Origin of the sequence: Pseudomonas sp. 13159349 (assembly GCF_013305685.1) — a bacterium.
Lineage (GTDB): Bacteria > Pseudomonadota > Gammaproteobacteria > Pseudomonadales > Pseudomonadaceae > Aquipseudomonas > Aquipseudomonas asiatica.
This window is the reverse complement of the sequence record NZ_CP045553.1, coordinates 1,937,184-1,950,725: the sequence shown is the minus strand read 5'-3', so window position 1 is coordinate 1,950,725 and position 13,542 is coordinate 1,937,184. Positions and strand designations below refer to the sequence as shown.

The window sequence follows — 13,542 nt, the reverse complement described above, 5'->3', positions numbered from 1 at the left end:
GCTTGGGGCATAATGCGTATTCTTTCACCCTGGGGCCATCATTCCTTACAGCCCCAATGCCCTTTTCCCTCGCCGTAGGGTATTTATCGATCATGATCAAAACGCTTCGTCCCCTCGTTCTTGCCGGCCTGCTGTTGCCACTCGCCCTGCCCAGCCAGGCCGCCGCCGTCAACACCACGCTGCCTGCCAAGGTGCAGCAGGCCCTCAAGGCCAACAAGCTGCAGGATTCTGCCCTGTCGCTGGTGATGCTGCCGCTTGACGGCCCCGGCACACCGACCATGTTCAATGCCGATGTCTCGGTCAACCCGGCCTCGACCATGAAGCTGGTCACCACCTACGCCGCCCTCGAACTGCTCGGCCCGACCTTCCAGTGGAAAACCGAGTTCTACACCGACGGCACCCTGAGCAACGGTGTACTCAACGGTAACCTGTACCTCAAAGGTGGCGGCGACCCGAAACTGAACATGGAAAAGCTGTGGCTGCTGATGCGTGACCTGCGCGCCAATGGCGTGCGCACCATCACCGGCGACCTGGTGCTGGACCGCAGCCACTTCGTGCAGCCCAACCTGCCGCAGTTCAACGACGACGGTGGCGATGAGAACAAGCCGTTCCTGGTCAAGCCCGACTCGCTGCTGGTCAACCTCAAGGCCCTGCGCTTCGTGGCCCGCAACGATGGCGGCAAGGTCACCATCGCGGTCGAACCGCCGATTGCCAGCATCCGTATCGACAACCAGGTCAAGGCGGTGGCCTCCAAACAGTGCTCGGGTGATGTGCGTTACAACCCGGTGCAGCAGGCCGATGGCATCAGCGTAACGGTCAGCGGCCAGCTGGGTGACGGCTGCAACTCGCAGACCTACCTGTCGCTGCTCGACCACCAAACGTACGCCGCCGGTGCCGTGCGCGCGATCTGGAACGAGCTGGGTGGCAGCATCCAGGGTGGCGACCGCTTCGAGAACGTGCCCAAGGGCGCTCGCCTGCTGGCCCGTGCCTTCTCGCCAGACCTGGTGGAAGTGATCCGCGACATCAACAAGTACAGCAACAACACCATGGCCCAGCAGCTGTTCCTGAGCCTTGGCGCGCAGTTCCGCACCGATGCCGACGGTGACGACGCCCGCGCCGCCCAGCGCGTGGTGCGCCAGTGGCTGGCGAAGAAGGGCATTACCGCGCCGCACCTGGTGATGGAAAACGGTTCCGGCCTGTCGCGTGCCGAACGGGTCAGCACCCGGGAGATGGCCGCGATGCTGCAGGCTGCCTGGAAGAGCCCTTATGCTGCCGAGTTCATGAGCTCGATGCCGCTGGTGGGTATGGATGGCACCATGCGCAAGCGCCTGAAGCGTACCGCCATGACCGGCGAAGGGCACATCAAGACTGGCACGCTGAATACCGTGCGGGCAATTGCCGGCTTCAGCCGCGACAGCAACGGCCATACCTGGGCGGTGGCGGCGATCCTCAACGATCCGAAACCGTGGGGCGCCTCGCAGGTGCTCGACCAGGTGCTACTGGACCTGTACCGCCAGCCGAAACTGGCCGGCAGCACTGCGGCCAACTGATCGTTAGCCGGTACCGGCCTCTTCGCGGCTAAAGCCGCTCCTACATGTACAGTGCAGGGTTCAAGACCTGTGATGTCCCTGTGGGAGCGGCTTTAGCCGCGAACGGGCCGGCATTGGCAACTGAAAGCTGTCAGGCCAACTCCCCCTCTACCCGGTCACGCCCGGCCTGCTTGGCCGCATACACGCCTGCATCGGCCCGCAACAGCAAGGCATCGGCCCCTTCCCCCGGTCGCCAACCCGCCACACCAAAACTCGCGGTCACCCTGCCCACGCCTTCCACTGGCACATTGCGCACCCCATGCCACAGTTCCAGCGCCAGCAGCCGCGCTTGCTCGGCATCGCTCCCCGGGCACAGCACCATGAATTCCTCGCCGCCCAACCGGCAGAAAACATCGGTACGGCGCAAACGCTGGCTGATGCGCAGGCACAGGCTGCGCAGCACGCGATCGCCGACAGCATGGCCAAAATGGTCGTTGATGCGCTTGAAGTGATCGATATCGAGCATGATGACCGCCAGTGCCTGGCCATCGCGCTGGGCCCGTTCCAGCTCGAGCTTGAGCCGCTCCTGAAAGTAACGGCGATTATGGATGCCGGTCAGCGAATCGGTCACCGACAGCGCCCGCAACTCTTCCTCCACACCCTTGAGGTCGGAGATATCGGTCAGGTAGCCATGCCACAACGTGCAGCCCTGCTCGCCCACCTCCGGTGTCGCCTCGCCACGCACCCAACGCAGCCCGGCACGCGGCAGGCAGACCCGATATTCTTCACGCCAGGGCGACAGGTGTTCGGCCGAGTAACGCACCGAGCGGCGCACGCGCTCGAGGTCATCCGGGTGGATGCGCTCGAACACCGCCGTGGCATCCTCGCGCAATTGCTGCAGATCGACTTCGTAGATGTCGTACAGGCCCTTGCTGGCGTACGGAAAACAGGAATGGCCGTTGCCATCCAGGCGGTACTGGTAGATGCCGCCCGGCACCTCGGCACTGAGTTTTTCCAGAAGGCGGTCACGCGCCGCCAGCGCCTCATGCACCCGACGCCGTTCAGTGACATCGATGCAGATCGCCAGGTAACCGATCCATAACCCCTGCTCATCGAGCATGGCGGTGACCAGCATGTTGGCCACCAGTTGGCTGCCATCGGCGCGCAACAAGGTCCACTCCCCCGGCTCGGCACCATGCTCCTGCACCGTTTCGGCAAACATGGCCTGGCCACCTGCAATCGGCCGGCCGAAACGCAGGCTCAAGGCATGGGCACGCAGGCTCAACTCCTCGGGCAACACCAGGTCCTCCAGGCGCAGCTTGCCGATTGCCTCGCTGGCCGGGTAACCGAGCATGCGCTCGGCACCGGCGTTGAAGGTGCTGACCAAGCCCTTGAGGTTGGTGGCGATGATCGCCACCTGGGTTGCGGCATCCAGCACGCTGCGCAGTTGGTTATGGGTACCACGCAGTGACTGCTCGCTGACCCGTAGCTCGGCGGTACGCTGCTCTACCAGGGCCAAGGCGCGCTGGCGCTGGCTGAACAGGCTGTAGAGCAACACACTGAGCAGCAGGCTCAACAAGCCGCCCAGCAGGCTTACCGCCAGCACCGCGGAGGAGCGGTTGGCGCGCACGAAGGCCAGGCTCGGCCGGATACTCAGCTGGAAGTGGTGGTCAGCCAGGTGCAACAACTGGTTGATGGCCAGCGGCAGAGGTGCGACCGGGTTCTGTGAATCGAACATCACCTCAGGGCCATGCAGCCCGGTGGGGTCGACGATACGCACCACCAGGTTATCGTCTGCCGTAACCGGGCGCCCGTCACTGACCAGTTCACGCATGCTCAGCAGGGCCATCACATAGCCCATTGCCGCGCCGCGGGGGTTGGCATCGGAAAACACTGGCGCCACCATCAGCAGGCCACGCGCATCCGAGCTGGTATCGAACATGGGCAGTGGCTCGGACACCGCCATGCTGCCGGGCCCCAGCGCCCGCGCCAGTGCCGCCAAGGGCACTTCCTGGCCGGCGAGGTCCAGACCATAGGGCAGCCCGGGCAATTCACCCGACTGGGTATAGAGTACCGGGAAGTAATGGTCGCGCTGGGGGGATGGGTGCCACTGGCCTTGTTCATCCTGGTCGCGGATCACATAGCCCGGGCCGAAATGCACACTGGCCTGGCGCTCGAACTCGGCGCGTTGCGCGGCCTCGACACGCGGCGCCCAGGCGTAGGCCAGGGTCCGCTGCAGCAATGGCCGGGCGTAGCCGTCGAACTCGTGTGGGGTGATTTCGTTGGAAAAGCTGAAAAACCGCCGCAGCCCGTCCAGGCGCTGCTGCTGTTCATCAAACCGCTCGGCGATACGGCTGAAACGCTCGCTGGCCAGCAGCTCGAAGCGCTGGCGCAGTTGCTGCTTGTAGAAGGTTTGCGTGGCTAACGCCAGGACGGCCGTCAACAGGCCACCCACGATCAGGGCGACCACGGCCACCGCCCAGGCGGACACTGCCTCTGTGCACAGGCCAAGCAACCGCGCACGCACGCCACCCTTTGACATACACCCATCTCGTCACGTCAGCGTCCTGCGGATTATCTTGCCCTGCCCTCAGTTATAGCTATTGGCCATTAGCCGCGCAATGTACCTCGTCGCCTCAACGAAGCTGCAGACGCCAGGCACGATGGATACGGTTATTGCGCGCGAAGTCCGGGTCCAGGGTCTGGGCCGTGATCTCTTCCACCGCATAACGCGCCATCAGGTGCTCGTCCAACTGGAACTTGCGGAAGTTGTTGGAGAAATACAGCACGCCACCCGGCGCCAGGCGGGCCATGGCCAGGTCCAGCAGTTGCACGTGGTCACGCTGCACATCGAACACGCCTTCCATGCGCTTGGAGTTGGAGAAGGTCGGCGGGTCGATGAAGATCAGGTCATAGCTGTCGCGGTTGCCTTCCAGCCAGGCCATCACATCGCCCTGCTCCAGGCGGTTGCGCTCGGAGAAGCCATTGAGCGCAAGGTTGCGTCGCGCCCAGTCCAGGTAGGTTTTCGACAGGTCGACGCTGGTGGTGCTGCGCGCGCCGCCCTTGGCCGCGTGCACGGTGGCCGTGGCGGTGTAGCAGAACAGGTTGAGGAAGCGTTTGCCGGCTGCTTCGCGCTGGATGCGCATGCGCATCGGGCGATGGTCCAGGAACAGGCCCGTGTCGAGGTAGTCGGTGAGGTTGACCAGCAGCTTTACGCCACCTTCGTTAACTTCCTGGAAGCGGCCTTCGGTCGCCTGGCGCTCGTACTGGCGCGTGCCGCTCTGCCGCTCGCGACGCTTGAGCACCACACGCTGCGGCGAAATGCCCAGGGCCTGCGGGATGGCTGCCAGCGCGTCAAGCAGGCGTGCCTGGGCCTTGTCCGGGTCGACCGAACGTGGCGCGGCGTATTCCTGCACGTGCACCCAGTCCTGGTACAGGTCGACCGCCAGGGCATATTCGGGCATGTCGGCGTCGTACAGGCGGTAGCAATCGACCTGCTCGCGGCGGGCCCACTTGCCCAGTTGCTTGAGGTTTTTCTGCAGGCGGTTGGCGAACATCTGCGCCCCTTCCGACAGGCGCGCCGGCTCGCTGGCCGGTGCTGCCTGCTGGCGGGTTTCCGCGCCTTCAGGCTGCGCCTCGCGGCGCTCGCCGGTAACGAACTGGTCGGGCTGCACCTTGAACAGCAGCAGCTTGCACGGCAAGGCGCCGTTCCAGAACGCGTACTGCTTGTGGCTACGAATACGCATGCGCTTGCCCAGCTGCGGCGCGCCGGTGAACACCGCCGCCTCCCAGCCCATGCAGGCCTGGCGCAGACGCTCGCCGAGGTTCTGGTAGAGGTACAGCAGGCTGGCTTCGTCACCCAGGCGCTCGCCATAGGGCGGGTTGCTGATGACAAGGCCTTTCTGGTTCTGGTCAGGGCGCGGCTCGAAGGTACTGACCTCGCCCTGGTAGATCTTCACCCAGTCGCCCAGGCCGGCACGCTCGACGTTGTTGCGGCCTGGCTGGATCAACCGCGGGTCGGCCTCGTAGCCACGGATCCACAGTGGTGGCTTGGCCAGACCGGCCTGTGCCCGCGCCTGCGCCTCGTCATGCACCTTGCGCCACAATGCCGGTACGTGGCCGAGCCAGGCACTGAAGCCCCAGCGCTCACGCTTGAGGTTGGGCGCGATATCGGCGGCGATCATCGCCGCTTCGACCAGGAAGGTACCCACACCGCACATCGGGTCGGCCAGCGCGCCACCTTCGGCGGCAATGCGCGGCCAGCCGGCGCGGATGAGTACCGCCGCCGCCAGGTTTTCCTTCAGCGGCGCGGCGCCTTGCTGCAGGCGGTAGCCACGCTGGTGCAGGCTGTGCCCGGAAAGGTCGAGCGAGAGAATGGCTTCGCCACGGTCCAGGCGCAGGTGCACGCGCACATCAGGGTCGATCTTTTCCACCGACGGGCGCAGGCCTTCACGGTTGCGCAGCTTGTCGACGATCGCGTCCTTGACCTTCAACGCACCGAAGTGGGTGTTGTCGATGCCCGAGCCATGGCCGCTGAACTCAACCGCCAGGGTGCCGTCGGCTGTCAGGTGATCGGCCCAGTCGACCGCGTGCACGCCGTCGTAGAGGTCGTCGGCGTTCTTCATGGAGAAGCGCTTGAGTACCAGCAGCACCCGGTTGGCCAGGCGTGACCAAAGGCACAGACGGTAGGCGGTTTCCATGTCGGCGGCGCCGCGAATGGCCGAGGTGTGCTCGCGCACGTCATCCAGGCCGAGGCCCCGCGCCTCTTCGGCAAGCAGGCCTTCCAGGCCTTTAGGGCAAGTGAGGTAAAGTTCGAAACGGTCCGACATGAGTAATCCAGCGCCTTGGGCTATTTGACTGACGGGGCGACGCATCGCCCCGCGATGTTTGCCCGCACACCTTTCCAGCAGGCGTGCGGGTGGCCCTTCCCGACACGCGAGCGTGCGATGAAAGGCCGGGCCGCCTGACCGATCTGTGCTTGGCCCAGTGGCAAAGACAGCTTAGATCATCAGGCAGTATGAAAAATTCTGGCGATACCAGGGCCGATGTGACCCTTCGTCGCATTTCAAATTATTTCTGTCATCCGCAAGCAACGCTGGCGAAATGACGTCAATGATCGGCAAACCCTGATCATAGCGGGCTCAACGCTAAACAAGGTTGAGTCGCATTTATTTACTTATCCCCTCACCCTTGGAAAGGTTACGTGCTTATGACAAATCGATCATTCACACCGTGACTCGCATTCGATAGAACTGGTCTCAGGCCACTTCGCAACGAGGTGGCACTTTCAGCTCGCCACGCCGGCAGCGAGCGCACACCGGCAGAAAGACTCTGCCCGGCCTCGGAGAGGCCGACGGGACATTACAGTCAACAAGTGAGGGCAACACCCTATGAGAAGACTTAAGCGTGATCCGTTGGAAAGAGCATATTCACGTGGCTACCAATACGGGGTCACCGGCAAATCCCGCGAACTTTGCCCCTTCAATCTTCCTTCTGTTCGCCAAGCCTGGATCAACGGCTGGCGTGAAGGTCGCGGTGATAACTGGGACGGAATGACTGGCACCGCTGGCATCCATAGACTCAACGAAAATCACGCCGTTGGCTGAACGAGGACACTGAATTCGATTCACCATGCACGCCCTATCCGGGCGGCGGGCGAAGGCCCAGGGGCCCCTTGATGGGGCCCTTTTTTATTGCCGATCAAACCCGTGGCATTGCCGCGATAGCGTCCACCGCCTCGCGAATCAGCGCCGGCCCTTTATAGATGAAGCCGGAGTAGATCTGCACCAGGCTCGCCCCGGCAGCGATCTTCTCGGCGGCATGGCGGCCTTCGGTAATGCCGCCAGCGGCAATGATCGGCAGCTTGCCGCCCAGCTCACCCGCCAGCACCTTGACGATATGGGTGCTCTTTTCCAGCACCGGCGCACCCGACAGGCCACCCGCCTCGCCACCGTACGGCAGGCCTTCGACACCTTCACGGCCCAGCGTGGTATTGGTGGCGATCACCGCATCCATGCCCGACTCGATCAGCGCCGCGGCCACCAGGGCGGTTTCTTCGTCGCTCATGTCCGGGGCAATCTTGATTGCCAGAGGTACGCGCTTGCCATGCGTGCCGGCCAGTTGCTCGCGGCGCACGGCCAGGGCATCGAGCAGTTGCTTGAGCGAATCGCCGAACTGCAGGCTGCGCAGGCCCGGGGTGTTGGGCGAACTGACGTTGACCGTGATGTAACTGGCCTCGGTGTACACCTTGTCCAGGCAGATCAGGTAGTCATCGACGGCACGCTCCACCGGGGTGTCGAAATTCTTGCCGATGTTGATGCCCAACACACCGTTGTAACGCGCAGCCCGTACCCGGCCGAGCAGGTGATCAACGCCCAGGTTGTTGAAGCCCATGCGGTTGATGATGGCCGTTGCCTCTGGCAGGCGGAACAGCCGCGGCTTGGGGTTGCCCGGCTGCGGTCGCGGGGTGACGGTGCCGATTTCGACGAAGCCGAAGCCCAGCTGGGCGAAACCGTCGATGGCCGCACCGTTCTTGTCCAGGCCGGCCGCCAGGCCCACCGGGTTGGCGAAGTTCAAGCCCATGACCGTAACCGGCAAAGCCGCCGGCTGCTTGCACAGCATGCCGTTGAGGCCGAGACGGCCACCGGCGCCGATCAGGTCCAGGGACAGGTCGTGGGAGGTTTCCGGGGAAAGCTTGAACAGCAGCTGGCGGGCCAGGGTATACATGGGCGGGCAAGGCTCGGGGTGAATGAGGGGGCGATTATAGCCAGCGTGGGGCCGGCATGACAGCAAATCGTGGGGCTGCTGCGCAGCCCATCGCCGGCAAGCCAGCTCCCACAGGTACAACACAAGGGCTGAAACCTGTGCTGTATCTGTGGGAGCTGGCTTGCCGGCGATGAGGCCAATGCAGGCGGCACAGGGCAGTTGCTCCACAGGGATGCTGCCAGATGGCACATCGGTTGCACCGGAAAAGCCCACAGCCTTATCAGTACGGGCGAGGAACCTTGTGAACACTGCACCCCGAGCAACGCCCCTGGCCTGGGTCAACGGCAGCGACGCGCCGGAAAAGCCCAGCCTGAACATCGGCTACATGGCCCTGACCGACTGCGCCTCGGTGGTAGTCGCCGCCACCCAAGGCTTCGCCCAGCAGCACGGCCTTACCCTCAACCTCAAGCGCCAGGGCTCCTGGGCCGGGCTGCGCGACAAGCTGGTCAGCGGCGAACTGGATGCGGCGCACTGCCTGTATGGCCTGGTGTACGCCGTGCACCTGGGCATCGGCGGTGTACCGGCCAGCGCCATGGCCGTGCTCATGGGGCTGAACCAGAACGCCCAGGCCATAAACCTGTCCCCGGCCCTGCAGCGCAAAGGCGTGACCAACCCTGAAGCACTGGCGCGCCTGGTGCACCAGCATGGCGCACGCCTCACCTTCGCCCAGACCTTCCCCACCGGTACCCACGCCATGTGGCTGTATTACTGGCTGGCCAGCCAGGGCATCCACCCATTGCGCGACGTCGACAGCGTGGTGGTACCACCGGCGCAAATGGCTGCGCATATTCAGGCCGGGCGCATCGACGGTTTCTGCGTGGGCGAACCCTGGGCTGCCGACGCAGTGGCCACGGGCCAGGGCTTCACCCTGGCCACCAGCCAGTCGATCTGGCCGGACCACCCGGAAAAAGTCCTGGCCTGCGCCCGCGCCTTTGCTGAGCAATACCCCAACAGCGCCCGCGCGCTGATCAAGGCGGTACTCGCCGCCAGCCGCTTCATCGAGCAAAGTCCGGAAAACCGCCGCAGCACTGCGCAACTGCTCAGCAGCAGCGCCTACGTGGACACTCCGCTGGCAAGTATCGAGCCGCGACTGCTCGGCAGCTACCACGATGGCCTGGGTAATCACTGGCAAGATCCGCACGCCCTGCGCCTGCACGATCACGGCCGGGCCAACCTGCCGTACCTGTCCGACGGCATGTGGTTCATGACCCAGTTCCGCCGCTGGGGCTTGCTGCGCGATGACCCCGACTACCTCGGCGTGGCGCGCCAGGTCCAGCAACTGGCACTGTATGGCGAGGCGGCACAAAGCCTCGGCGTGGCCTGCCCCGAGCAGCCGATGCGCAGCAGCCTGCTGATAGATGGCAGCCGCTGGGACGGCAGCGACCCCTACGGCTATGCCCGCAGCTTCAGCCTGCATGCGCTGGGCGACCTGCCCGATGCCCGTGTCGGCGCGTGAGGGGGACCATTCATGTTGCGCATCCTGCTGATCGACGACACCCAGAGCAAACTCGGCCGCCTCAAGGCGGCCTTGAGCGAGGCCGGCTTCGAGGTCATCGAAGCCCCAGGCCTGACCATCGACCTGCCCGCCTGCGTTGAAACGGTGCGCCCGGACGTGGTGCTTATCGATACCGACTCACCGGACCGCGATGTGATGGAACAGGTGGTCCTGGTCAGCCGTGACCAGCCACGGCCAATCGTGCTGTTCACCGACGAGCACGACCCCGGGGTGATGCGCCAGGCGATCCAGGCAGGGGTCAGCGCCTACATCGTTGAAGGCATTCATGCCGCGCGGCTGCAACCGATCCTGGACGTGGCCATGGCCCGCTTCGAAAGCGACCAGGCGCTGAAGGCGCAGCTGCTTGCGCGCGACCAACAACTGGCCGAGCGCAAGCGCATCGAGCAGGCCAAGGGTTTGCTGATGAAGATGAAGGACTGCAACGAAGAACAGGCCTACACCCTGATGCGCCGCCAGGCCATGAGCCGGCAGCAGAAGCTGATCCAGGTGGCCGAGCAGATCATTGCCATGCACGAGATGCTGGGCTAGCAACCTGCTTCAAGCGGTCCCCTGTAGGAGCGGCCTTGTGTCGCGATGGGCTGCACAGCAGCCCCGGTAATCTCTGCCGCGAAGCTTAGATCCTGGGGCTGCTGCGCAGCCCATCGCGACACAAGGCCGCTCCTACAAGGGGGACTGCAACTTCTCAGAGTTGGCCCATCTCTTGCTGAACAAATATCACCGGTAGCCAACGGCGGTTGCCCCACTTAATCCCCGACAAAGACGTCGCTCTCCCCTCCACGCACGTGGAGCGGGTAGCGGCGTCTTTTTCGTTCCGTTGCATTGCCGAGTGAGGTGTTCGATGAGTACCAGCTTCTGGAAATCCGGGCATGTGCCCACGCTGTTCGCCGCGTTCCTGTACTTCGACCTCAGCTTCATGGTCTGGTACCTGCTTGGCCCATTGGCGGTGCAGATTGCCGCCGATCTGCAGCTGAGTGCACAACAACGGGGCCTGATGGTGGCCACGCCGATCCTGGCCGGGGCGATCCTGCGCTTCGCCATGGGCGTGCTGGTCGACCGCCTGTCGCCCAAGACCGCCGGGCTGATCGGCCAGGTGGTGGTCATCGTCGCCCTCGCCGCTGCCTGGCACCTGGGCGTGCGCAGCTATGAACAAGCGCTGCTGCTGGGCGTGTTCCTCGGCTTTGCCGGCGCTTCGTTCGCTGTGTCACTGCCGCTGGCCTCGCAATGGTACCCGCCACAGCACCAAGGCAAAGCCATGGGCATTGCAGGTGCCGGCAACTCCGGCACAGTGTTCGCCGCCCTGCTGGCCCCGGCGCTGGCTGCGGGCTTTGGCTGGAACAACGTGTTCGGCTTCGCGCTGATCCCGCTGTCGCTGGCCCTGTTGGTGTTCGCCCTGCTGGCACGTAATGCTCCGCAGCGGCCCAAGCCAAAAGCCATGGCCGACTACCTCAAGGCCCTGGGCGACCGTGACAGCTGGTGGTTCATGTTCTTCTACAGCGTCACCTTCGGCGGCTTCATCGGCCTAGCCAGCGCCCTGCCCGGCTATTTCAGCGACCAGTATGGCCTGAGCCCGGTCACCGCCGGCTACTACACCGCTGCCTGCGTGTTCGCCGGCAGCCTGATGCGCCCGCTCGGCGGCGCCCTGGCCGACCGCTTCGGCGGCATCCGCACCCTGCTGGGCATGTACAGCGTGGCGGCCATCTGCATCGCTGCAGTCGGCTTCAACCTGCCTAGCGCCGCCGCCGCACTGGCCCTGTTCGTCAGCGCCATGCTCGGCCTGGGGGCCGGCAATGGCGCGGTGTTCCAGCTTGTGCCGCAACGCTTCCGCCAGGAGATCGGCGTGATGACCGGGCTGATCGGCATGGCCGGCGGCATCGGAGGCTTCCTGCTGGCCGCCGGGCTTGGCACCATCAAGCAGCACACCGGTGACTACCAACTGGGGCTGTGGCTGTTCGCCAGCCTGGGCTTGCTGGCCTGGTTCGGCCTGCACGGCGTGAAACAGCGCTGGCGCACCACCTGGGGCTCGGCTGCGGTTACCGCGGCACGGGTCTGAGGCACAGCCATGAGCCTGCAACTGAACTTTGCCCAGGCCAGCGCCACCGGGCCGCGCGAGGAAAACCAGGACGCCCTGCGCCTGGTTACCCCGGCGCCGGAGCTGGCCGCCAGCAAAGGCTACCTGTTCGCCCTCGCCGACGGCGTCAGCCAATGTGCCGATGGCGGCCTGGCAGCCCGTGCCAGCCTGCAGGCGCTGGCCCTGGACTACTACGCCACCCCCGCGACCTGGAGCGTGGCCCAGGCACTGGACCGCCTGCTGCTGGCGCAAAACCGCTGGCTGCGCGCCCAAGGCAGTGGCCAGCCACTGCTGACCACCCTCAGCGCGCTGGTGCTGCGCGGCCGACGCTTTACCCTGGCCCACGTGGGAGACTGCCGCGTGTACCGCTGGCACGCCGGGCGCCTGCAATGCCTGAGCGAAGATCACGTATGGGACCAGCCTGGCATGCAGCATGTACTGAAGCGCGCGCTGGGCCTGGACCAGCACCTGCTGGTGGATTACCTGGAAGGCGAGCTGCAGCCAGGCGAGAGCTTCCTGTTGTTGAGCGATGGCGTATGGGCCAGCCTGGGCGACCAGCACATCCAGGCGGTGCTGCGCGAGCAACCCGACCTGCAACTGGCCGTCGATACCCTGGTCGCCAGCGCGCACCTGAACGGCAGCCAGGACAACGCCAGTGCCTTGCTGGTGCAGGTCGAGCAATTGGGCACTGCCAACCTGGGTGACACCCTGGCGCAACTGCAGCAATGGCCGGTGCCCGGCCCATTGCGTGAAGGCCAGGTAATCGATGGCTGGCAAGCCGAAAAGCTGCTTTCGCAAAGCCGCCAGTCGCTGCTGTACCGGGTGCGCGATGGTCAGGGCCGAGCCTGGCTGCTGAAGACACTGCCACCCGCGCGCGGGCAGGAGCCCGGTGCGGCGCAAGGGCTGTTGCTGGAAGAATGGTTCCTGCGCCGGGTCGCTGGCCGGCACTTCCCCGAGCTGCACACCGCCAGCCAGCGCCAGCACCTGTACTACGTGATGCGCGAATACCCCGGCCAGAGCCTGGCGGCGCTGCTGGCCGAGCATGGCCCGCTGCCCATGCCGCAGTGGCTGGAGCTGGCCCGGCAACTGTTGCAGGCGGTCGGCGTATTGCACCGGCGCAACCTGCTGCACCGCGACATCAAGCCAGAGAACCTGCACCTGGGCAGCGATGGCCAGCTGCGCCTGCTGGACTTCGGCCTGGCCTACTGCCCGGGCCTGTCCGAAGACCCGCTGCACGAGTTGCCGGGTACGCCGTCATACATTGCCCCGGAAGCGTTCGACGGCCAGCCGCCCAACCCACGCCAGGACCTGTATGCCGTGGGTGTGACGTTGTATCACCTGCTGACCGGGCATTACCCCTACGGCGAGGTGGAGGCCTTCCAGCGCCCACGCTTCGGCCAGCCGGTCAACGCCGCGCGCTACCGCCCTGACCTGCCGGAATGGCTGCAGCACAACCTGCAGCAGGCACTGGCAGCCGACCCGGCGCAGCGCTTCGAAACCGCCGAACACTGGCTACTGCTGCTCGAACGTGGCGACCGCCAGGAGCTGCCCACCCGGCCACGGCCGTTGCTGGAGCGCGAACCGTTGAAGGTCTGGCGCACCCTGGCCCTGCTGTCCTTGCTGTTCAACCTGATTTTGCTGCTCACCCTGCTCAAGGGCTGAAC

The 13,542-nt window shown here is 65.0% G+C and carries 9 protein-coding genes; 6 read left to right on the top strand and 3 right to left on the bottom strand.

The features are described from left to right. Nucleotides 1-92 precede the first annotated feature (92 nt). On the top strand, nt 93-1,550 hold the full coding sequence (gene dacB, locus GEV38_RS09240; protein WP_015269503.1) for a D-alanyl-D-alanine carboxypeptidase/D-alanyl-D-alanine-endopeptidase: 1,458 nt from the start codon (nt 93-95) through the stop codon (nt 1,548-1,550). 130 nt (nt 1,551-1,680) lie between these two features. Here the strand turns inward: dacB and GEV38_RS09235 are convergent, their stop codons facing one another. Both GEV38_RS09235 and rlmKL read right to left on the bottom strand, forming a co-directional pair. Continuing rightward, nucleotides 1,681-4,071: a diguanylate cyclase gene (locus tag GEV38_RS09235; RefSeq protein ID WP_054573501.1), complete on the bottom strand. Its 2,391-nt coding sequence runs from the start codon at nt 4,069-4,071 to the stop codon at nt 1,681-1,683. Nucleotides 4,072-4,165: 94 nt separating this feature from the next. Further along, nucleotides 4,166-6,358: a bifunctional 23S rRNA (guanine(2069)-N(7))-methyltransferase RlmK/23S rRNA (guanine(2445)-N(2))-methyltransferase RlmL gene (gene rlmKL, locus GEV38_RS09230; RefSeq protein WP_054573502.1), complete on the bottom strand. Its 2,193-nt coding sequence runs from the start codon at nt 6,356-6,358 to the stop codon at nt 4,166-4,168. A gap of 561 nt (nt 6,359-6,919) precedes the next feature. On the opposite strand from rlmKL, the gene rmf reads away from it, so the two are divergent. Next, nucleotides 6,920-7,135, top strand: a complete 216-nt coding sequence (gene rmf, locus GEV38_RS09225) for a ribosome modulation factor (protein ID WP_003248687.1) — start codon at nt 6,920-6,922, stop codon at nt 7,133-7,135. Between the two features lie 94 nt (nt 7,136-7,229). Here the strand turns inward: rmf and GEV38_RS09220 are convergent, their stop codons facing one another. After that, nucleotides 7,230-8,255, bottom strand: a complete 1,026-nt coding sequence (locus GEV38_RS09220; RefSeq protein WP_015269500.1) for a quinone-dependent dihydroorotate dehydrogenase — start codon at nt 8,253-8,255, stop codon at nt 7,230-7,232. A gap of 280 nt (nt 8,256-8,535) precedes the next feature. Between GEV38_RS09220 and GEV38_RS09215 the strand changes: the two genes are divergently transcribed. The 4 genes from GEV38_RS09215 (at nt 8,536) to GEV38_RS09200 (ending at nt 13,540) form a co-directional block, all read left to right on the top strand. After that, nucleotides 8,536-9,750 carry a CmpA/NrtA family ABC transporter substrate-binding protein gene (locus GEV38_RS09215; RefSeq protein WP_015269499.1) on the top strand — a complete coding sequence of 405 codons (1,215 nt, stop codon included), beginning with the start codon at nt 8,536-8,538 and terminating at the stop codon, nt 9,748-9,750. A 12-nt stretch (nt 9,751-9,762) separates the two neighbouring features. Beyond that, the gene (locus GEV38_RS09210) at nt 9,763-10,338 is read left to right on the top strand and encodes an ANTAR domain-containing response regulator (protein WP_013971673.1); all 576 of its coding nucleotides are present in this window, start codon (nt 9,763-9,765) and stop codon (nt 10,336-10,338) included. 310 nt (nt 10,339-10,648) lie between these two features. Further along, nucleotides 10,649-11,860, top strand: coding sequence for a NarK/NasA family nitrate transporter (locus tag GEV38_RS09205; RefSeq protein ID WP_054573503.1), 1,212 nt, complete (start codon nt 10,649-10,651; stop codon nt 11,858-11,860). Nucleotides 11,861-11,869: 9 nt separating this feature from the next. Further along, nucleotides 11,870-13,540: a bifunctional protein-serine/threonine kinase/phosphatase gene (locus tag GEV38_RS09200; RefSeq protein ID WP_015269497.1), complete on the top strand. Its 1,671-nt coding sequence runs from the start codon at nt 11,870-11,872 to the stop codon at nt 13,538-13,540. Nucleotides 13,541-13,542 lie beyond the last annotated feature (2 nt).